This window comes from Celeribacter halophilus (genome assembly GCF_018860305.1).
Lineage (GTDB): Bacteria > Pseudomonadota > Alphaproteobacteria > Rhodobacterales > Rhodobacteraceae > Celeribacter > Celeribacter halophilus_A.
Window position 1 is genome coordinate 119,750 of the sequence record NZ_JAHKPE010000040.1, and the last position, 21,634, is coordinate 141,383.

Here is a 21,634-nt window from a genome sequence, read left to right on the forward strand (position 1 = left end):
TCCGATTTTTCGTAGAGTTCCTGATCATGAGGCAAGCATCACAGGGGCATCATGCACTTCCTCGCCTACGGGAGCCTCATTCAAGACGAATTGCTTCACAATCTCATTGAGGGTGGAGGCCTCATTTGCCAGAGAGAAGCTTGCCGCTGTGGTCTCTTCAAACATGGCGGCGTTTTGCTGGGTTGTCTGATCGAGATTGGCGACTGCTGTGTTGATTTCGGAAATGCCGGCAGATTGCTGTTCTGCGGATGTAGCGATTTCGGACATATGCGTCGAGATGACGGAGACATCCTGCACGATGGAGCGGAGCGCCTCACCGGTCTGATCAACGAGAGCGACGCCGCGTCCGACTTCCTGTCCTGAGACCGAAATCAGGGCATTGATTTCCCGTGCGGCTTCCGAGGAGCGCTGGGCAAGGGCGCGAACTTCCGAGGCAACCACGGCAAAACCACGACCGGCGTCTCCGGCACGAGCGGCTTCTACACCGGCGTTGAGTGCGAGCAGGTTGGTCTGGAATGCAATGTCGTCAATGACAGAAATAATTTTGGAAATCTTGTCAGAAGAGTCCGAAATTGCGTCCATGGCCGAGATCGCCTGTTCCACGACCGTGCTTGCGTTTTGCGCATTGGTTTTTGCGCCGCTCACTGTTTCATTGGCTGAAGCGGCCCCATCGGCCGCAGATTTCACGGCCGCAGTCAACTGGGTCAGCGCGGAAGCGGTTTCGCCCAACATGGAGGCTGCCCGTTCTGTGCGCTGGGACAGATCATTCGCGGCATTCGAGATTTCATTGGAATTTGCGTGGATCGTTTGCGATGTGCCGGATAGCTGTTCGACGACGGAACGCAGAGACAAGACGGCGGCATTATAGTCTTGGCGCAGTTGTTCATAGCTTTCGGGGAACTCTTGCTCGATTGTCATGCGCACATCTCCATTGGAAAGACGACGGAGCCCTTCTGCCAGCGCATTGACGACTGCGGTTTGTTCTTCATGCCGTGCTTTGCGCTCGGCTTCGGCGGTTTCTTCGAGTTTGCGACGCTCTGCTTCGGCACGGGCTTCCTGCTCGCGTTCGCGGCGTTCTTGTTCCTCTTTTCTTTGCTGTTCTGCAATTTCGCGGGCACGCTTTTCTTCTGTAGCCTTTGCTTTGGCCTCGGCTTCGTTCTGTGCCCGTTCGGCTGCTTCCGCCTCCATACGTTCTTTTTCGACTAGATTGTTCCGGAACACGGTCAAGGCAGAGAAAAGTCTAGCGATCTCGCCGTAGCGTCCGCCGACACGACGGATTTCAGCCATATCTCCAATGGCGAGGCGTTCGGTGCTGGCGGTCACGGCACTAAGTGGTCGCATGATGAAGATGTAGGTCAAAACCGGAGCGCCCAGCACGATGGCGATGGCAAAGGCGGTAATTCCGTTCATTGTTGTGGACGCGTCTTGCGCATCTGACATCAAGACCTGACTCGCGTGCGAGATATCGACAATGGAGTCGTTTGAAATAGTGACGGCGATCTTCGAGATGCTGAGGAGGTTTTCGGAGACGGCAGAGGTCGCGACGAAGCCGTCGCTGCGTGCGTTCAGGGCAGTGAGGCGGGTTGCCAGAAGGCCGGTTTCCGGATGCACCTGCGCGAGAACCGAAGACAGGATGGATTGGACCTTTTCGGGGAGGATGGAGGCCTTTGCACTGATTTTGGGAACGATCTCGTCGATTTCGAATTGGAGGGCTTGAATATACCCACTGTTATTCGAGGCGGCGCCCTGCATGGCCTTGATCAGGACCGTTTTGATTGTGGCGTCCAGACGTGCGAGGTCTGTGATCTCGCGGACATCCGTGTTCAGGAGTTCATTCAGCACGGCTTCGTTGGTGGAGAACGTAATTCGGCTTTCCTTGTCGAGCACGGCCAGAGTTGTTTCCACCACATTTGAAATTTCTGCATCAAGCTCGTTCTGGGCGTTGTGCAGGCGATCGGCACGGATTTTCATTTCCGTTGGCGTAAGGCTCAGAAATTCTTTGTGGAAGGATAGGGCCGCGCGAAGCTGTTCTACGTATTCGGAGGCGGTTTTGTTGCTTTGCATGTCTTCGAGAATCGCGTCGATGCGGGCCATTCCCTCCAGAGCGTTGTCGTGGATCTCTTTGCGTTGGCCGAGATCGCTGGTCTCCAGCAGAGCCTGTGTAAGGCCGACGGAGAGGTTCAGTTCGGCCTTCAGAAGCAACGCGAGCTTGAGCGCCTCAACCTCGCGTTTGAGCAGTTGGTTTATATTGTAGGTCGATTTCGCGGTCGCGGTGTTTCCCGCCAGCAAAAGGGAGAACGAAGCCCCGTCAATCTGGCTTTGCAGTGTTTCACTGAGAATGCGCGCATCCTGACTAAGTTGAGCAAGCGCTTTCATATTCAGGTTTTGTGCCGTCAGCTCTTGTTGACGCGCCTGCTCCAGCGTTTCGAGATTGGTGGTAAGTGTTGCCATCTCTTTGGACAGGTCCGGATAGCGGTTCTGATCGGCCTCCAGCATATGTGCATGCAGGGTCTCATTGGCCTTTTGGATGCCATGAACCGCGTCTTCAATTGCCAGATGGGAGTTGGTCACCAGCAAATTGTTGACGGCATCTTTCAAATCCGAGACTGCATTGGAAATATCAGAGGCCGTTTCCAAAGGGGGGAGTGAGGAAGAAACGAGCGATTCGGCTTCTTCGTTGATTGTGGAAATCAGTGAGCCGGACACCAGAATGGCCGCGAGTGTTGTGCCGACAAGTGCACATAAAATACCGAGAATTTTAGCCGCGACAGAGCCAAAAATATTTCCAAGCCGATCTTTCATCCCACGCTCCGTAGTCATCTTGATACGCAAATTCAGCATGGCCTTTCCCCGTCAGAGGCGGGCCAACAGGTCGCAGCATGGCAGCAAGCTCCTAATATTGTGTTGAGACACCGCCCGCTTTTCCCTCTCTGCCACCTGTGACAGATGGATTCGCGGCAGACGTCTCCTGTAAGGACCGTTCCTTTTGCGCACAGCAATGCGTCGCTGGTGCGGTCAAATGCCTAAGGGATGGGCGGCACAGGCGCCCTGTTCATTTGTTGCCTGTGATTTCCTTTAGAGTCTTGTGTGCATGTTTCGCACAACTCCAGACTTTCTGTGCGGCATGTGGTCGACCCCTTGAGTGCTCTTTACGGAGACCGAAAGGCAAAGACAGGTCACGACGCGCCGTGGGGACATGTGTCGGGGTCTGATGATCTGGATGCAAAAGATATAAATCTTTAACGCTGCATAAGGGGACTGTTGGCGTTTTATCCATAAAAATCAGAATAATGGATGCTTTCTTATGAAAGCGCGCGACAGTTCTGCGGCTTCCAACAAGGGAATATGGAAGTGAAAATTCAACTCAAAGCCACGCTGGCCTCTGCGCTGTTTGCGAGCACTGCGATTGCCTCCGGTGCATTCGCCGCCGATTGTCCGATCAAGGTCGGGGTCTTGCACTCCCTGTCGGGATCAATGGCGATTTCCGAGACCACGTTGAAAGATGCGATGCTGATGCTGGTGGAGCAGCAAAACGAGAAAGGCGGTCTTCTGGGCTGTGATCTCGAAGCTGTGGTGGTCGATCCGGCCTCCGACTGGCCGCTCTTTGCCGAAAAGGCACGCGAGCTTTTGACGGTGCAGAATGTCGATGTGATTTTTGGCAACTGGACCTCGGTGTCGCGTAAATCCGTCCTGCCGGTGATCGAAGAACTCAATGGTTTGCTCTTTTATCCGGTGCAATACGAGGGCGAGGAAAGCTCGAAAAACGTGTTCTACACCGGCGCCGCACCGAACCAGCAGGCGATTCCGGCCACGGATTACTTCCTTGATGAACTGGGCGTCGAGAAATTCGCGCTGCTCGGCACGGACTATGTCTACCCACGCACGACGAACAATATCCTTGAAAGCTATCTCAAGTCGAAGGGCATCGCGGAAGAAGATATTTTCGTCAACTACACCCCCTTCGGTCATTCCGACTGGTCCAAGATCGTGGCGGATGTCGTGGCGCTGGGCGCGGATGGCAAGAAGGTCGGCGTGATCTCGACCATCAACGGGGATGCCAATATTGGTTTCTATAAGGAACTGGCCGCCGCCGGTGTTTCCGCGGATGATATTCCGGTTGTCGCCTTCTCTGTGGGTGAAGAAGAGCTTTCCGGTCTCGACACCTCGAACCTTGTTGGCCATCTCGCGGCATGGAACTACTTCATGTCCGCTGATACCGAGGAAAATGCGGCGTTCATCGAAGCATGGCACGCGTTTATCGGTGACGAGGCCCGCGTGACCAATGACCCGATGGAAGCGCATTATATCGGCTTCAATATGTGGGTGAACGCGGCTGAAGCCGCAGGCACCACCGATGTCGATGCGGTGCGTTCCGAGATGTATGGTCAGGAATTCCCGAACCTTACAGGTGGCACGGCGGTCATGAATGTGAACCACCACCTCTCCAAACCGGTTCTCATCGGGGAAATTCTGGATGATGGCCAGTTCGATATCATTTCCCAGACCGAAGAAGTTCCGGGTGATGCGTGGACAGACTTCCTGCCCGAATCTGCCGTGCTCAAGTCCGATTGGAAAGACCTCGGCTGTGGCATGTATAACACCGAAACCGAAACCTGTGTTCAGTTGAAATCCAACTACTGAGTGCTTTGAAACGTCAGGAGGGGCGGCCAGCGTCGCCCTTCCGCACTTCATTTCGGAAAGAGATTTTATGCTTCGTCGCCTTGTTGCAGCCTGCCTGCTCTTTCTCACCTGCGCCTTGATGGCTCAGGCTCAGGACCGGACCGTTCAGGACGTGTTGCAAGAACACGCCGAGGTCATCGTCAAATCTTCGCGCAAAACCATCGCTCCGGCGATTGAGGCGCTCGCCGGTTCGGGGCTTCCCGCCGCGCAAGATGTGTTGCAGGCGTGGCAGTCCAAGGACATGTGGCAACGTCAGAGTGACCGGCTGTTTTTCAAAGCGGAAAAACGCGACAGCAAAACCTATGAATTGTTCGATTTTACGACGGGGCAGAGTGTCGGCTCTGTGGAGAAATCCGATTTGAAGCAACTCAAGCCGAATTCGGGGATCCGCGCGATGATCGGCGCGGCCTTGGTGCAGTTTCAACTGAATGATCCGGACCCTGATCGACGCCGCGCAGCCATTCTGGCGATCCAGCGTGACGGTGAAGCGTCCCACCTTGCGCCTTTGCGGGAGTCTATCGCGCAGGAGCGTGATCCGGAGATCAAGGCGCTCAAAGAGGTCACGGAACGGCTTTTGACCATTTCTTACGACACGGATGAGGCCGCCCGTGTGACGGCGATTAAGGGCTTTAAAGGTGCGCTGTCACTGGAGGCGCGTGCCGCACTCAACCCTGTTTTGACCACCAAGACGGTCTATGCCGAAGATCTGCCTGACACGGCCAATGTGAAGCGCGAATTGCGTGCTGGCTCGCGGGATCTATCCGCTTCGGAAGGCTATGCGCTCATGATTGCTGCCGGAGCTTTGGAACCGCAGCCGTCTCCGGATGCGCGCAAATCGGCGCTGGAAGCCCATATCAAAGACGGGATGGTCGGCGGCGTGCCTGTGGCTGCGCTGAACACGCAAGAGGCGCGGGATCGGGCCTATGCCGCTTTGGCGCGTGAAGGCGTGGTGCCGCCATTCGATCCCTCATTCTCCATTGAGGACGCGGTCACAGGTGTGCGCTTTGCCGAAGTCTATGCCGAGCCGTCCAAAGTCGTTACGGATGCGGCAGAGGTGGTGCTGTCCTCTATCAACCGCGCTGTCGGGGTAAACCAGTTTTTCGATCTGACCCTCGATGGCCTGTCTCTGGCCTCGATCTATTTCCTCGCGGCGATCGGTCTTGCCATCACCTTCGGCGTGATGGGGGTTATCAATATGGCCCACGGCGAGTTTATCATGATGGGCGCATACACCGGCTATGTGGTGCAACAGATCGTCCCCGATTACACCGTCTCGATCATCCTTGCGATCCCGTTGGCCTTTGCTGTCACTTTTGCTGCCGGTGTGGCGATGGAGCGGCTGATTATCCGCTGGCTCTATAACCGTCCCTTGGAGACGCTTCTGGCGACCTTCGGTGTCTCCATTGCGCTGCAACAACTTGCCAAGAATATCTTCGGCACACAGGCCCGCCCGCTCACCTCTCCGGGCTGGCTCGACGGGGCGCTGTCCTTCAACGATGTGGTCTCGATCTCATATATTCGCATCGCGATTTTCGTGCTCGCGCTTGTGTTCCTCGGGGTCTTCCTCTTCATCATGAAGAAGACGCGGCTTGGCCTTGAAACCCGTGCGGTGACGCAAAACCCGCGCATGGCGGCCTCTATGGGGATCAATCCGGACAAGGTGAATATGCTGACCTTCGGGCTTGGTTCCGGCATCGCGGGGGTCGCTGGGGTTGCCATCGGGCTCTATGCGAAAGTCACCTCGGAACTGGGGTCGGATTACATCGTGCAGAGCTTCATGACCGTGGTTGTGGGCGGCGTCGGCAATATCTGGGGCACGCTTCTGGGCGCGACCATGATTGGCTTCCTGCAAAAAGGAATCGAATGGTTCAACCCGTCCAACACGCTTGCGGCGCAGACCTACATGATCGTTTTCATCATCATTTTCATCCAGTTCCGACCCAAGGGCATCATCGCCCTCAAGGGCCGCGCGGCGGGGGATTAACTCATGGACTTTCTCAAGAAAAACCCCTCCCTTCCGGTGTTCATTGCGGTGCTTGTGATCTTTACCCTCGTAGTCACTTTCCTGTCGGAAGCCTATGGCTCCGGCGCGCTTTCGACCTCTTTCGTCAAGACCTTGGGCAAGACGCTCTGTCTGGCGCTGGTCGCCATCGCGATGGACCTCGTCTGGGGCTATACGGGCATCCTGAGCCTTGGGCATTTCGCCTTTTTCGGGCTGGGTGGCTATATGATCGGCATGTGGCTCATGTATGCGCGCACGAAGATCATTGTGGTCGAAAGCATGGTGAACGCGCCTATTCCGCCCACGCCTTCCGAGATTTCCGATGCCATCGGATCACAGATTTTCGGCGTGGTCGGGTCGAGCGATTTTCCTCTCGTCTGGTCCTTTGCCCATAGTTTCTGGGCGCAGATTGCGCTTGTCGTGCTGGTTCCCGGCATTCTGGCGTTGCTGTTCGGCTGGCTGGCCTTCCGCTCGCGGGTGACGGGAGTTTACCTCTCCATCCTGACACAGGCGATGACGCTGGCGCTTTCGCTTTACCTGTTCCAGAACGACAGCGGGCTGCGCGGCAACAACGGTTTGTCGGGGTTGCAAAACCTTCCCGGCGCGGATGCGATTTCACAAGACAATATCTCGATCTGGTTCTTCTGGGCCTCGGCCTTGGCCTTGCTGCTCACCTATCTGATCGCGGCCTTCGTGGTCTCCGGCAAGTTCGGATCGGTCATTCGCGGCATACGTGATGACGAGGCGCGGGTGCGGTTTCTCGGCTATTCGGTTGAAGGCTTCAAACTGTTTGTCTTCACCCTGACGGCCGTTCTCGCGGCTATCGGTGGTGCGCTGTATTATCCGCAGGCGGGCATCATCAACCCTGCCGAGATTGCTCCGATTGCCTCGATCTACCTCGCGGTTTGGGTGGCTATCGGCGGGCGCGGGCGTCTCTATGGTGCCGTGATCGGCGCCGTGTTTGTGTCGCTCGTGTCGACCTATTTCACCGGAGGTCAGGCGCCAGACATCAATCTCGGGTTTTATACGATCAAATGGGTGGATTGGTGGCTGGTGTTGCTTGGCCTGTCTTTTGTCCTTGTCACTCTGTTCGCGCCGAAAGGCATCGGAGGGTTTTTCGATCTTGTCTCGGGACGCCTCTCTCCCAACCGCCAAGGTGCGCCCTTGGGGCCGGACAAGGGCAGCCTGCGTGAAGAGGAGGCAGAACAATGAGCCAGCTTCTCGAAGTCTCCGGCATTTCCGTATCTTTCGACGGGTTCAAGGCGATCAACAACCTGTCCTTCTCTATTGGCCCTGCGGAAATGCGGGCGATCATCGGCCCGAACGGCGCGGGCAAAACCACCTTTATGGATATTGTGACGGGCAAGACGAAACCCGATGAGGGCAAGGTGCTCTGGGGCGATCTGTCCCGCAATCTGGTCGGTATGAACGAAGCACGGATTGCGCGCGCGGGCATTGGCCGGAAATTCCAGCGCCCGACGGTGTTCGAGGACCAGACCGTGTTTGAAAACCTTCTGATGGCGGTGAAGAATGACCGCAACCCTCTGAAGGTACTGTTCTTTCGCCCCAAGCCGGCTGATTTCGCCAAGGTCGAGGCGCTCGCCGGTGAGATCGGTCTGTCCGATCAGCTGTCGCGCAAATCCGGCGAACTGTCGCACGGGCAAAAGCAATGGCTGGAAATCGGGATGCTTCTGGCCCAAGACCCCAAGCTGCTCCTTGTCGATGAACCCGCTGCAGGCATGACGCTGGGAGAGCGCGAACACACCACCGACATTCTTAAAGAAGCCGCGAAAACCCGTGCTGTGGTGGTGGTGGAGCATGACATGGAATTTGTCCGGCGACTTGAGTGCAAGGTGACTGTGCTGCACGAGGGGTCGGTGCTCGCCGAAGGGTCTCTGGATCATGTGACGCAAAATCAGGACGTCATTGACGTCTATTTGGGGCGGTAAGGAAAAATGACCATGCTCGATGTGAAAAACCTCACGCTGCACTATGGTGGCTCCCAAATCCTCTATGATGTCGATTTGACCGCGCAGGCGGGGCAGGTGACCTGTGTCATGGGCACCAACGGGGTCGGCAAGACCTCTCTGCTCAAGGCAATTTCCGGCACCCATCCGCGTTCGGGCGGAACGATGGTGCTTGATGGCGAGGATGTCGGACGCGCACCAGCCCATGAGCTTGCTCAAAAAGGACTGGCCGTTGTGCCGCAGGGGCGAATGATTTTTCCGCTTCTGACGGTGAAGGAAAATCTTGAAAGCGGGTTTGCCTGTTTGCCGAAGTCCGAGCAATTCATCCCCGACGAGATTTTCGAACTGTTTCCGATCCTCAAGGAATTCATGCATCGCCGCGGCGGGGATTTGTCCGGTGGCCAGCAACAACAACTGGCGATTGCGCGGGCCTTGATCATCAAGCCGAAACTCCTGTTGCTCGATGAGCCGACCGAGGGGATCCAGCCCAATATCATCCAGCAAATCGGGCGCGTGATCTCGCTTTTGCGGGAGCGCGGAGACATGGCGATTGTGCTGGTCGAACAGTATTTCGAATTTGCCTACGACCTCGCGGACAGCCTTGTTTTCATGGAACGCGGGCGTGTGACCTCGCGCCATGACAAATCCGGTATTTCCAAGGAAGAAGCCGCTGAAGTTTTCCGCATCGCCTGAGTTTTTGCCGATCATTCAAGAGCTTCCATGCCGCATTGCGGCGAATTTGTCGCAGCTTTGAATGGTATAAATTCTCAAAAACCCGTTGCCGAAACCGGTTTCGGAGTTTCTTGTGAAGAAGAGGAGGCGAATCAGGTGAAGACAGACGTCAAACCGGACCGACGCTCCCGCGACAATGCGCGGGTCACGATCACGGATCTTTCTCAGGCGCTCAACCTGACAAAGGGAACTGTGTCTCGTGCCCTGAACGGCTATCCGGACATCTCCGAAACCACCCGCGTCCGCGTCATTCGGGCTGCGCAGGCTATGGGCTATCGCCCGCTCAGTCAGGCGCAGGCGATCAAAACGGGCCGGAGCTGTTCTTTGGGGCTGGTGATTGAACTGTCCGCCCATGACGCTCACAGACCTTTCCTTGCGGAGTTTCTGGCAGGGCTGACACAGGCCGCTTCGAAAGAGGGCTGGACGCTCACTATTGCCACCTCCGAAAGCGAAGGCGATACGCTCGGGATCATGCGCGACCTTGTGCACAACCGCAAAGCCGATGGTTTTATCCTGCCGCGCGTGCTTTGGAACGATCCGCGTATTGCATTTCTGGAGCGTGAAAATACACCTTATATTTGCTATGGCCGCGCCAAAAACCATCAAAATACATCCTATTTTGATGCGTGCAGCGAAAGCTCCATGGCTGAGGCCGTTGCAATGCTTGCCGGTCTCGGCCACGAACGGATCGCCTATATCGGTTCGGCCAGCCACTATGCCTATTCCCATCTGCGACGTGACGGTTATCGCGCCGGATTGCAGAGCGCGGGGCTGGACGTCGATCCCGCTTTGATGATCGAGGAGCTTTTGTGTCCGGAAGAGGCGGCCAAGGCGGTGCGTCAGCTTCTGAGCATGAAACACCCGCCGACAGCCATCTTGTGCGCGACCGATATGCTGGCGCGCGGGGTTTATGATTTTGCGAATGCCATGGGTCTGAAAATCGGTTCGGACCTGTCGGTGGTGGGTTATGACGGCTCACCGGAAGCGCGGGCCATGTGGCCACGACTTGCGACCTTTTCGGTCGACAACCGCAAAGCGGGGGCCGCACTGGGCGAGATGTTTATCGCCCGCGTGCGCAACATGGACGCGCCACTTCAGCAAGAGCTGATCGCGGCGGAATTCTGTCCGGGAGGCTCCGTCGGGGCACCCGACAAGACGCCAGACGCATTGGCGCAACATATGGTCCGGCTTTTGGCCGATCACATGTCTTTTGATTAACTTCATCAACTCAGGGAGAGAGAGATGACATTGAAAAAACATATCCTTTTGACAAGCGCGGCGACAGCGCTGGCTTTGACCAGCTTTGCCGCCAGCGCCGAGACGCTGCGGTTCTGGACCACCGAGGAACAGCCGGATCGCTTGGCGAAACAGGAAGAAATGGCCAAAGCCTTTGAGGAGAAAACTGGCGTTGCGGTCGAGGTGATTCCGGTCACGGAGTCCGATCTGGGCACGCGGGCCACGGCAGCATATGCCGCTGGTGATCTGCCGGATGTGATCTACCATCCGTTGCAATATGCGCTGCCTTGGGCCGAGGCGGGGATTCTTGATACGGATGCCGCGACAGACGTGATCGAAGTTCTCGGTCCTGAGACATTCGCATCGGGTGCGCTGAGCATGGCGGCGATGGATGACGGCTATGCTTCTGTTCCGGCCAACGGCTGGACCCAGATGATTGTCTACCGCAAAGACCTTTTCGATGCTGCCGGTCTCGAAGCGCCGACCTCCTTTGCCGCTGTTGAGGCCGCTCTCGAAAAACTGCACAATCCGCCTGAGATGTATGGCTTTGTCGCCGCCACGAAAGTGGACGAAGCCTTCATGTCGCAGGTGCTCGAGCATGTGTTCCTTGCCAATGGCGTGAGCCCCGTGGACGAGAACGGATTTGCTCCGCTGGATGAGAAAAAGACCACGGAAGTTCTTGATTTCTATAAGGCCATTGCCAATGCGTCGCCTCCGGGTGATCTCTACTGGGACCAGTCGCGGACGCTCTATTTCTCCGGCAATGCGGCTATGATCATCTGGTCGCCCTTCATCCTTGACGAACTGGCCGGTCTGCGCGACAGCGCTCCGCCCACCATCAATGACGATCCGACCTCGGGCGAACTGGCGTCGAAAACCGGTATCGTGACCACTTTCTCCGGTCCGTCGAATCCTGATGGCGCAGCCTATGCCAACATCAACTACTTCGGCATCACCACCGATGCCTCGATTGATGAGGCCGAAGATTTCGTCGCGTTCTCGATGGATGAAGGCTATCTGCAAACCCTCTCTATTGCACCGGAAGGCATGTTCCCGACACGTCGTGGCACTGCGGAAGATCCGGAAGCCTTCGGAAAAGCCTGGGCTGAATTGCCCGTCGGTGTGGACCGTAAGGCCCCGCTTGGCGATCTCTATGCGCAGGAGATGATCAACGAGATTGTCGCCGGTCTTGATGTGGCCCAGCGTTGGGGCGTGAAAGAAGGCCAACTGGCGCTTGCCTCCAAGATGGTCAACTCTCAGGTCATCAACCGCGTGGTGCGCGAGTATATCGACGGTGACATTGATGCCGCGACGGCTGTGGCGGAAATGAACGCCGAACTGAGCGCCATCGAATAAACCGTTCGGACCTTCAGGGCGCGGAATGATCCGCGCCCTTCGTATATTCTTACATCGGACAGGGAGCTTTCCATGTCGGACATCGGACCTCCGCGCGGAGCGGGGCCTCTGGCCCGCAGCGAGGCGCGACTCGCTTGGGGCTTGTTAACCCCTACTATTATCGCCGTTTCACTTGTCGTAATCCTGCCGCTTCTGGCGATCTTCTGGATCTCGGTGAAGCCTGTCTCCCTGTCGGACCTGCGGGCACCGGAAATGGTTGTGCGGGAGGATTTGCGCGGCCGACCGGCGGAAGCGGGGGATGAGGCTATTCTCAGATACCGTTTGCGCAACTCCTCTCCGTCTTCCGAGATCACGGGCGTGCAGCTGGAAGACATATGGCCCGACGGTCTGACGCTGGCGGGGGATCTGGACCCGCGGTGCGAGATTGCTCAGGGGCGGCTGTCCTGCGATCTGGGCGATTGGGAGGGCGGCTACCGCGAGACGCTGAACATTCCTGTGGTCACGGAACAGGCCTATTTCGAGGCCGGGCGCGATGTGGACGACGACCCTGTGCAGATTGATGGCAAAGTCTCTTTCGTGCTGACGAACGGGGAATTTACCTTCAAGAACTTTGTCTCCGTGTTTGACGGGGGCGAGTTCTGGTCCGTCCTTGGCGTGACCTTGTTTTACACGATCTTCGGCACTTTGGGTGCGATGATCATGGGGCTTTTCGCCTCGATGTTGCTCAACCATTCGTTCAAGGGGCAGGGGATTTTGCGCGGGCTTTACCTGTTCCCCTATGTCGCGCCGGTGATCGCGGTGGCTTTCGCGTGGATTTTGCTCTTTGATCCGTTCTCCGGCTCGGCCAATGCGCTTTTGATACAGATGGGTGTGACGGACGGGGCGATCAATTTCTTTGGTGAGCGGCCCTTGGCGCTGATCATGGTGACGCTGTTTGAAATCTGGCGATACTTCCCGCTGTCTTTCCTGTTCATCCTTGCGCGGATGCAGTCGATCCCGACGGATATGTATGAAGCCGCCGATATGGACGGGGCCTCGCCCTTCCAGCAGTTCTGGTATCTCAGCCTGCCGCAGCTTCTGGGCATCCTGTCGGTGTTGTTCCTCTTGCGCTTCATCTGGACCTTTAACAAGTTCGACGACATCTTCCTTTTGACCGGCGGCAACGCGGGCACGCGGGTGTTGACGGTGAATGTCTATGAACAGGCTTTTGCCGTGTCGAACATCGGTGCGGGGGCTGCGGTGGCGGTGGTTATTTTCGCCTGTCTGCTGTTGTTCTCCGTGTTCTTCTTCAAATTCATGTCGAAGGAGGAGGGGCTATGAAACACCTCCGTTTCGGATATCTTACAGGGCCCGCTCTGGGCGTGCTCTGGACGTTTGTTCTCGCAGTTACGGTGGCCGTGGCCATGAGTTTTGCCACAGGCGAGGCTTTCAAACCCTCGCTCATCTGGTCGGTGGTTTTCGGCATTCCTACAGGGCTTGCGCTGGTCTGGGGTGGGACGGTGCGGACGGCCTCTGCCGTGCTGTCCGTGGTCTATTTCGTTGCCCTGAGCCTCGGGATCGGGCCGGTTCTGACCCAAAACGCGTCGCTTGTCGCGCGTGTGGCGGCGGCTCTGTTTCTTGGCGTGGGCATAGGATGGCCGCTCAAGGTGTTTGTGGAAGAACTCGGCATGGGCGCGCTGACCCGTCACGAGTTCGAAGATGCGGTGATCCGCACACTCAAAGGGTTCGGCTATATCTTCTTTACCGCAATTGTCGTCATCCCCTTCTATGTGATGGTCATGACCAGCCTGAAGAACCAGGCCCAGTTGATGCAGAACCCTCTGGATTTCTCGATTGATCTTTCGCAGGGCTGGGGGCTGTTCCGCTCCTATGTCGAGCTGATCACGGAGTTCAATTTCGGCAGCTATATGTGGACCTCTTTCTACATCTCGGTGCTGACCGTGTTCATCACGCTCCTCTTTGCCATCCCCGGAGCCTATGCCGTGGCGCGGTTGCGGTTTCGTGGTCAGGCGGCGTTCTCGCGATCGATCCTGTTGATTTACATGGTGCCGATGATCGTGCTGGCGCTGCCGATCTACATTGCCTTTTCCATGATGGGGCTGCGCAATTCCATCACGGGGATCGTGATGATCTATCCGGTGACGACGATCCCTGTGGCTTTGTATATGTTGCAGGGCTACTTTCGCGGACTACCCGCCGAGGTGGAAGAAGCGGGGCTGATGGACGGGCTGTCACGGCTTCAGGTGATCTGGAAAATCACCTTGCCGCTGAGCCTTCCGGCGCTGGCCTCTGTGTCGCTCTATGTCTTCATGATCGCGTGGAACGAATTCCTGCTGGCTTTCATGCTGTTGGATGATCCGTCGAAATTCACCCTGACGCGGGGGATTGCCAGCCTCAACTCGTCCGAAATTCCGAGACAACACCTCATGGCCGGTTCTGTGATTGCGACTGTTCCGATCATGGCGTTGTTTCTGGGATTGGAGAAATTCATGACCAAGGGGCTGACCGCAGGCTCCGTCAAAGGGTGAGCATTGAGATGACAGTTCATAACACTTCTGGAAACCCGCTCGATCAAGCCGCGCGTGATGTCCTCTTGGGGAATGACCGTGGCGGCTACACGATCCCGACAGCGCGGCTTTATCCCTACCAGTGGAACTGGGACAGCATGTTCTCCGCTTGGGGCTATGCGAGTTTTGATATGGAGCGCGCATGGCAGGAGGTGCATCTGCTCTTTGCCTCGCAATGGGACACAGGCATGGTGCCCCATATCATCTTTCACAAGGTGGATCCGGATTACTTTCCGGGACCGAAGGTCTGGGGCGCGACGCATGAGCCGCCGACCTCTGGCATCTCGCAGCCGCCTGTGGCCGCGACGCTCATTCGCAAGATGTATGAGATGGACCCCGAGGCGAGCCTGCCCCATATCAAGACGCTCTACCCCAAACTGGTTGCATGGCATGACTGGTGGATCAGGGAGCGGTGCAAGGACGGGCCTGTGGCCATCATCCATCCGTGGGAATCCGGACGGGACAACTGTCCCGATTGGGATCTCGGAATGGAAGGCGTTCCGGTCAACGAGGATGACCCCTATCTGCGGCGCGATACCACGCATGTGAAGGAAACGGAACGTCCGCAAAAATGGGACTATGACCGCTATCTCGCGATCCTTGCCTTTGGCCGCTCTGTGAACTGGGATGATCGGGAGATGGTTGAAAACGGACCGTTCCTGATGGCCGATCCGGGGATCAGCTTTGTGCTTTTGCGGGCATTTTCCGACCTTATCGCTCTGGGCGAGTTGCTTGGAGAAGAGACCGCAGGCTTGCAGGCGCAAGAGGCCAGACTGCGTGCCGGTCTCGACAAGATGTGGAACGCGGAAAAGGGTTGGTTCGATGCCTATGACCTGCGCACGGGCCGGTTTGCGAATGTCTTGGGGTCCGGCGCGTTTCTGGCCTATTTTGCGGGCGTGTCCCGTCCGGCGCAGGACGCGCATTTCGCCCGTATCTGGGACAAGGTCTCTTATGGCATCCCGTCGGCGGACCCCGACAGCGAGAGGTTCGAACCCCGCCGCTATTGGCGCGGACCGACATGGCCGGTGGTCAACTCGCTTATCGCTATGGGGCTCAAGGATATGGGCCGCACAGAGGCCGAAGCGCGACTGCGCGACGAGACCGCAAGGCTCATCGAGAAGAACGGATTTTGGGAATATTACGATCCGATGGATGGCACGCCATGTGGCGGTGCATCTTTTGGCTGGACGGCCGCCGTCTGGCTGACGTGGTGCGGTCAGGGCCGCGCTGCGCAACGGGCAGGGAAGGAGTAAACTATGTCTAGCATTGAACTACAGGCCGTCGAGAAATGGTTCGGCGAAGTCCAGGTGATCAAGGGGGTCGACCTCAAGATTGACGAAGGGGAGTTCATCATTTTCGTCGGACCTTCGGGCTGCGGGAAATCCACCTTGCTGCGGATGATTGCAGGGTTGGAAGAGACCTCTCGCGGCAAGATTTTTGTGGGGGACCGCGATGCCACTGCAGAGCCGCCCTCGAAACGTGGTCTTGCAATGGTGTTCCAGAGCTACGCGCTCTATCCGCATATGTCGGTGCGCGACAATGTCGGCTTTGCCTTGAAGGCAGCAGGCGAGCCCAAAGAGGTGATCAAGGAAAAGGTCGACGAGGCCGCGCGAGTGCTCAAGCTCGAAGACTACATGGACCGTCGCCCCAAAGACCTCTCGGGTGGCCAGCGCCAGCGTGTTGCCATCGGTCGGTCTATCGTGCGCGATCCTACGGCGTTTCTCTTTGACGAGCCCTTGTCGAACCTCGACGCGGCGCTTCGGGTCGAGATGCGCTATGAGCTGGCGAAACTGCACCGCTCTTTGAAATCGACAATGATCTATGTGACACACGATCAGGTGGAGGCCATGACATTGGCCGACCGGATTGTGGTGCTGGAAGCCGGCAAGATCGCGCAGGTCGGTTCGCCCAAGGAGCTTTATGAACGGCCCGGAAACCTCTTCGTGGCGCAGTTCATCGGCAGTCCGAAAATGAATGTCATTCCCGCCAAAGCCGTAGGGCTGGGCGACAAGGGCAAGGATCTGGGTATTCGGCCCGAACATATTTCCATCACAGCCGCCGGTCAGGGGGATGTCGATGGGGTGGTTGATGTGGTCGAGTATCTGGGCGCCGACACCTATATTATCGTCGATGCCGAAAATGGTGCCGGACAGATGACCATTCGCGACCTCGGCGATGCACCGCACCAGCCGGGTGAAAAGGTCGGCCTGAAATTCGGGGAGGGCCGCACACATCTCTTTGACGAGGCGGGTTTGGCGATCCGCTAAGACACGGACAGGAATGCGAAATGCGGCGGGGTCTGTGGCCCTGTCGCATTTCTTTTGCGCGCCCGTCATAAGCCTGTGACGCTGGCATCTTACCGCTCCGGCAAAAGAGATGGAGCGATGATATGACCCTGCCCGTGATTGGTGCTGCCCTGTGTGTAGAAGACTTGCCGAAGTTTCGTGACTGGCTGATCGAGAAAGACCGCGATCTGGAAATTCAGAGTTTTGTCTCGCCAGACATGCTGGCCAAGGGGGATTGGCACGGGCTGGTCGAGACTGCTCGCAACGCGCTGGACGGCTACAAAGGTCGCATGGGGATTCACGGGCCGTTTTGGGGACTGTCCCTGTCCCTGTCCAACCCTGACCCTGACATGCGGGCGATTGTCACCAAACGCATGATGCAGGGGCTGGATGTGGCCGAGGCTCTTGGCGCACGGTTCATGGTCATCCATTCGCCCTATACGACTTGGGATTGGCACAATCTTGACCTGTATATGGGCGCACGCGGGCGGGTGATTGATCTGGTGCATGACTGCCTGTCGGATGTGGTCAAACGCGCCGAAAACATGGGCCTGACCTTGATGTTGGAAAATATCGAGGACATCGACCCCGAGGACCGCAAAATCCTCGCGCGGAGTTTTGACAGTGATGCGATCCGCCTGTCTGTCGACACAGGCCACGCGCATTATGCGCACGGTTCCACTGGAGCACGCCCTGCGGATGTGTTTATCCGCTCTGCCGGAGAGATGCTGGGCCATGTGCATTTGCAGGATGCCGACGGGTTTGCCGACCGGCATTGGGCCATCGGGGAGGGCACGATCCGCTGGCACGAGGTGTTCCGCGCCCTGTCACAGATCGAGGCCGATCCGCATCTGATTCTGGAATTGCGCAGCGTGGAGGGGATCATGCCCTCTATGAGCTGGCTGGACCGCGAAGGGCTGGGTCAATAAACCCAGCCCTCACACATTGTTCTGAAACGGTTCCGCGAGCGGAGACGAGACGGGATCAGAAGTCCCAGTCTTCGTCCTCGGTCGCGACCGCCTTGCCGATCACATAGCTTGAGCCCGAACCGGAGAAGAAGTCGTGGTTCTCGCTGTCGGGGCTGAGCGCGGCCAGAATGGCGGCATTCACATTGGATACTTCCGGCGGGAAAAGAGCCTCAAAACCCAGATTTTGCAGGGCTTTGTTGGCGTTGTAATGCAGGAAGGTTTTGACATCCTCGGTTAGGCCGACTTCATCATAAAGCTCTTCGGTATACTGGTTTTCGATCTCGTAGAGTTCCAGCAAGAGGTTGTACGCATAGTCCTTGAGCGCCTGTTGTTCGCTCTCGGGCAGCTTTTCCATGCCGCGCTGGAATTTGTAGCCGATGTAATAGCCATGCACCGCTTCGTCCCGAATGATGAGGCGGATAAGGTCGGCTGTGTTGGTCAGCTTCGCACGCGAGGACCAATACATCGGCAGGTAGAAGCCGGAATAGAACAGGAAGCTTTCCAGAAACACCGAGGCGATCTTGCGCTTGAGCGGATCGTTTCCGGGGGCGTAGGTCTCCAGAATGGCCTTGGCCTTGGCTTGCAAATGCGGGTTTTCCTCGGACCAGCGGAAAGCCTCGTCCACCTCTTTCGTCGAACACAGGGTCGAGAAGATGGAGGAATAGGACCGCGCGTGGACCGCTTCCATAAAGGCGATGTTGGTCAACACCGCCTCTTCATGCGGCGTCACCGCGTCGGGCATCAGGGAGGGCGCGCCAACGGTGTTCTGGATCGTGTCTAGAAGCGTCAGGCCAGTAAACACGCGGATCGTGAGCTGTTTCTCGTGATCCTTGAGCGTGGCCCAGCTCTGGATGTCATTGGACAGCGGCACTTTTTCCGGCAGCCAGAAGTTCACCGTCAGACGGTTCCAGACCTCAAGGTCCTTATCATCTTCCAAGCGGTTCCAGTTGATCGCGCGCGGGATACGAATTGCGGTCATGTCTTTCATACTCTTTTCTGCCCTTACAACGTGCAGGACACGCAGCCTTGCACCTCGGTGCCCTCAAGGGCAGCCTGACGCAGGCGGATATAATAGATGGTTTTGATGCCTTTTTTCCACGCGTAAATCTGGGCTTTGTTGATGTCGCGCGTGGTGGCTTCTGCGGGGAAGAACAAGGTGAGCGACAGACCCTGATCGACGTGCTCGGTGGCCGCCGCATAGGTGTCGATCAGCTTCTCCGGTCCGATCTCGTAAGCATCGCGATAGTATTCGAGATTGTCGTTGTCCATATAGGCCGCCGGATAGTAGACGCGCCCGATCTTGCCCTCTTTGCGGATCTCGACTTTCGAGACGATCGGATGGATCGAAGAGGTGGAGTTGTTGATGTAGGAGATCGAACCGGTCGGCGGCACCGCTTGCAGGTTGCGGTTATACAGCCCGTCTTTCATCACCGCGTCTTTGAGCTTGGCCCAGTCCTCGCGGGTCGGCAGCTCCATCCCGTCAAACAGCGATTTGACAGCCTCGTTTTCTGGGAGCCAGTCGCGGTCGGTGTATTTGTCGAAGAAGCTGCCGTTGGCGTAATCGGAGTCTTCGAACCCTTTGAAGGTCTCGCCATATTCGCGCGCCAGAGCGTTGCTCTCGCGGATCGCGTGATAGGCGACGGCGGCAAAATAGACGGAGGTGAACTCGATCCCTTCGGGGCTTCCGTAATGGATGCGTTCGCGGGCAAGGAACCCGTGGAGGTTCATCTGGCCCAGACCGATGGCATGGCTTTCGTCATTGCCGCGACGGATCGAAGGCACACTATCAATCGCGGACATTTCCGACACAGCGGTCAGGGCGCGCACGGCGGTGCCGACGGTCTGGCCGAGGTTCTTGCCGTCCATGGTTTTCGCGATGTTGAGCGAACCGAGGTTGCAGGAAATATCCGTGCCCAGATGGGAATAGCTCAGATCGTCGTTGAACTCGGAGGCTTCGTTGACCTGCAAAATCTCGGAGCAGAGGTTCGACATGTTGATTCGGCCCGCAATCGGGTTCATCCGGTTCACCGTGTCTTCGAACATCACATAGGGATAGCCGGACTCGAACTGGATTTCCGCAATGGTCTGGAAGAACTCGCGGGCATTGATCTTTGTTTTGCGGATGCGTTTGTCGTCCACCATCTCCTCGTATTTCTCGGTGACCGAGATTTCCGAGAAGGGCACGCCGTAAACCTTTTCCACATCATGCGGGGAGAAGAGATACATATCGGCGTTTTTCTTGGCGAGTTCAAAGGTGATGTCAGGGATCACCACGCCCAGAGAGAGCGTCTTGATGCGGATTTTTTCGTCGGCGTTTTCGCGTTTGGTGTCGAGGAAACGCATGATGTCGGGGTGGTGGGCGTGCAGATAGACCGCGCCGGCCCCTTGGCGTGCGCCAAGCTGGTTGGCGTAGGAGAAGCTGTCTTCCAGAAGTTTCATCACTGGAATGACGCCGGAGGACTGGTTCTCGATCCCTTTGATCGGCGCACCATGTTCGCGGATGTTGGTCAGCAGAAGCGCAACGCCGCCGCCACGTTTGGACAGTTGCAGCGCAGAGTTGATGCCGCGACCGATGCTTTCCATGTTGTCTTCGAGACGCAGCAGGAAGCAGGAGATCAACTCGCCACGGGATTTCTTGCCTGCGTTGAGGAAGGTCGGCGTGGCGGGCTGGAATCGGCCCGACAGGATTTCTTCCATAAAGGACATGGCAAGGTCTTCATCCCCGCGCGCCAGAGCCAGCGCGGTCATTACCACACGGTCCTCATAGCGTTCGAGGTAGCGCTGACCGTCGCGGGTCTTCAGCGTGTAGGACGTGTAATATTTGAACGCGCCCAGAAAGGTCGGGAAGCGGAATTTCTTCGCATAGGCCTCGTCCCAGATCTTGCGCATGAAGTTCTTGGAATACTGGTCGAGAACGGCGGCTTCGTAATAGCCTTCTTCGACCAGATAGCCGAGTTTCTCGTCGAGCGAGTGAAAGAACACGGTGTTCTGGTTCACATGCTGCAAGAAATACTGACGCGCGGCCATGCGGTCAGCCTCAAAACGAATATGCCCCTTCTCGTCATAGAGATTCAGCATGGCGTTGAGCGCGTGGTAGTCTGTTGTGCTGTTCAACCCATCGTCGAGCATGGCGCATTCCCCGTTTCTGCGAGCCCTAATTTCCGGCCCATTTTTTCCAATCCCGAGCGGACCCGGGCAATGTCATCGTCGAATCCCGCCAACTCGAATTTGTAGAGCAGCGGGACATTGCATTTGCGGGCGATCACATCGCCCGAAGAGGCAAACAAAGTGCCAAAATTTCTGTTTCCGGTGCCAATAACGCCTTTGATCAAGGCGCGGTTGGCGGGATCGTTCAACAGGCGGATAACCTGTTTGGGAACCGCCCCACGCCCTTCGCCATCGGCATATGTCGGGCAGATCAGGACAAAAGGTCGGTCGATCACCGGATTTTCATCCTTCGGAGAAATAGGAATGCGCTTTGCCGGCAGGCCCAGCCTGTCGATAAAACGCACGGTGTTCTCCGATGAGGACGAGTAATAGACGATATCCGGGATGCAATCTGGTGAGAGCCCCCCGGGCACCGGGGCGGGCATCAGACCAGACGCGCGATCATGTCGGGACGGAAACCGGACCAGTGATCGTCTCCTGCCACGACAACAGGGGCCTGACGGTAGCCAAGGCCGGTCACACGGCTCATCGCATCGTCGTCCTGTGTCAGGTCGATAACGTCATAGGAGAGGCCCTTCGCGTCAAGCGCGCGGGTGGTCGCAGTGCATTGCACGCAGGCCGGTTTGGAATAGACGATGATGGTGTCGGTGGTGTTCTGCGTGGTCATTGCTCT

General features: G+C 57.1%; 17 protein-coding genes. 12 read left to right on the forward strand and 5 right to left on the reverse strand.

All coding sequences use genetic code 11. The features are described from left to right. Positions 1–24: 24 nt before the first annotated feature. Positions 25–2,841, reverse strand: coding sequence for a methyl-accepting chemotaxis protein (locus tag KO492_RS17730; RefSeq protein WP_216046192.1), 2,817 nt, complete (start codon positions 2,839–2,841; stop codon positions 25–27). Between the two features lie 504 nt (positions 2,842–3,345). Between KO492_RS17730 and urtA the strand changes: the two genes are divergently transcribed. The 12 genes from urtA (at position 3,346) to KO492_RS17790 (ending at position 17,754) form a co-directional block, all read left to right on the forward strand. Continuing rightward, the gene (gene urtA, locus KO492_RS17735; RefSeq protein WP_216046193.1) at positions 3,346–4,641 is read left to right on the forward strand and encodes an urea ABC transporter substrate-binding protein; all 1,296 of its coding nucleotides are present in this window, start codon (positions 3,346–3,348) and stop codon (positions 4,639–4,641) included. A 67-nt stretch (positions 4,642–4,708) separates the two neighbouring features. Further along, a complete protein-coding gene (gene urtB / locus KO492_RS17740; RefSeq protein ID WP_216046194.1) occupies positions 4,709–6,664 on the forward strand; it encodes an urea ABC transporter permease subunit UrtB in 1,956 nt (651 codons plus the stop codon). 3 nt (positions 6,665–6,667) lie between these two features. Further along, positions 6,668–7,894, forward strand: a complete 1,227-nt coding sequence (urtC, locus tag KO492_RS17745; RefSeq protein ID WP_216046195.1) for an urea ABC transporter permease subunit UrtC — start codon at positions 6,668–6,670, stop codon at positions 7,892–7,894. Beyond that, positions 7,891–8,631, forward strand: coding sequence for an urea ABC transporter ATP-binding protein UrtD (urtD, locus tag KO492_RS17750; protein ID WP_216046196.1), 741 nt, complete (start codon positions 7,891–7,893; stop codon positions 8,629–8,631). Before urtC ends, urtD begins: the two co-directional genes overlap by 4 nt. 12 nt (positions 8,632–8,643) lie before the next feature. Beyond that, positions 8,644–9,342 carry an urea ABC transporter ATP-binding subunit UrtE gene (gene urtE / locus KO492_RS17755; RefSeq protein ID WP_216046197.1) on the forward strand — a complete coding sequence of 233 codons (699 nt, stop codon included), beginning with the start codon at positions 8,644–8,646 and terminating at the stop codon, positions 9,340–9,342. 135 nt (positions 9,343–9,477) lie between these two features. Next, the gene (locus KO492_RS17760; protein ID WP_216046198.1) at positions 9,478–10,599 is read left to right on the forward strand and encodes a LacI family DNA-binding transcriptional regulator; all 1,122 of its coding nucleotides are present in this window, start codon (positions 9,478–9,480) and stop codon (positions 10,597–10,599) included. A gap of 24 nt (positions 10,600–10,623) precedes the next feature. Further along, a complete protein-coding gene (locus KO492_RS17765) occupies positions 10,624–11,973 on the forward strand; it encodes an ABC transporter substrate-binding protein (RefSeq protein WP_216046199.1) in 1,350 nt (449 codons plus the stop codon). A 72-nt stretch (positions 11,974–12,045) separates the two neighbouring features. Beyond that, positions 12,046–13,293, forward strand: coding sequence for a carbohydrate ABC transporter permease (locus KO492_RS17770; RefSeq protein ID WP_216046200.1), 1,248 nt, complete (start codon positions 12,046–12,048; stop codon positions 13,291–13,293). After that, on the forward strand, positions 13,290–14,501 hold the full coding sequence (locus KO492_RS17775) for a carbohydrate ABC transporter permease (RefSeq protein ID WP_216046201.1): 1,212 nt from the start codon (positions 13,290–13,292) through the stop codon (positions 14,499–14,501). Before KO492_RS17770 ends, KO492_RS17775 begins: the two co-directional genes overlap by 4 nt. A gap of 8 nt (positions 14,502–14,509) precedes the next feature. Beyond that, positions 14,510–15,793 (forward strand): MGH1-like glycoside hydrolase domain-containing protein, encoded by a 1,284-nt coding sequence (locus KO492_RS17780; protein ID WP_216046202.1) that lies wholly within the window; start codon positions 14,510–14,512, stop codon positions 15,791–15,793. Between the two features lie 3 nt (positions 15,794–15,796). Continuing rightward, complete coding sequence (locus KO492_RS17785) at positions 15,797–16,807, forward strand: ABC transporter ATP-binding protein (protein WP_216046203.1); 1,011 nt, start codon at positions 15,797–15,799, stop codon at positions 16,805–16,807. 122 nt (positions 16,808–16,929) lie between these two features. After that, on the forward strand, positions 16,930–17,754 hold the full coding sequence (locus KO492_RS17790) for a sugar phosphate isomerase/epimerase family protein (RefSeq protein WP_216046204.1): 825 nt from the start codon (positions 16,930–16,932) through the stop codon (positions 17,752–17,754). Between the two features lie 55 nt (positions 17,755–17,809). On the opposite strand, the gene nrdF is transcribed toward KO492_RS17790, so the two are convergent. Genes nrdF through nrdH form a run of 4 tightly spaced genes read right to left on the reverse strand, consistent with a single transcriptional unit; the run spans position 17,810 to position 21,628 of the window. After that, complete coding sequence (gene nrdF, locus KO492_RS17795; RefSeq protein WP_216046205.1) at positions 17,810–18,781, reverse strand: class 1b ribonucleoside-diphosphate reductase subunit beta; 972 nt, start codon at positions 18,779–18,781, stop codon at positions 17,810–17,812. A gap of 14 nt (positions 18,782–18,795) precedes the next feature. Next, positions 18,796–20,922 (reverse strand): class 1b ribonucleoside-diphosphate reductase subunit alpha, encoded by a 2,127-nt coding sequence (gene nrdE, locus KO492_RS17800; RefSeq protein ID WP_216046206.1) that lies wholly within the window; start codon positions 20,920–20,922, stop codon positions 18,796–18,798. Continuing rightward, positions 20,904–21,386, reverse strand: coding sequence for a class Ib ribonucleoside-diphosphate reductase assembly flavoprotein NrdI (gene nrdI / locus KO492_RS17805; protein ID WP_252735603.1), 483 nt, complete (start codon positions 21,384–21,386; stop codon positions 20,904–20,906). The genes nrdE and nrdI overlap by 19 nt, the downstream gene beginning before the upstream one ends. Next, entirely contained in the window at positions 21,386–21,628 is a 243-nt protein-coding gene (nrdH, locus tag KO492_RS17810; protein ID WP_216046207.1) for a glutaredoxin-like protein NrdH, read from the reverse strand. The genes nrdI and nrdH overlap by 1 nt, the downstream gene beginning before the upstream one ends. Positions 21,629–21,634: the final 6 nt, after the last annotated feature.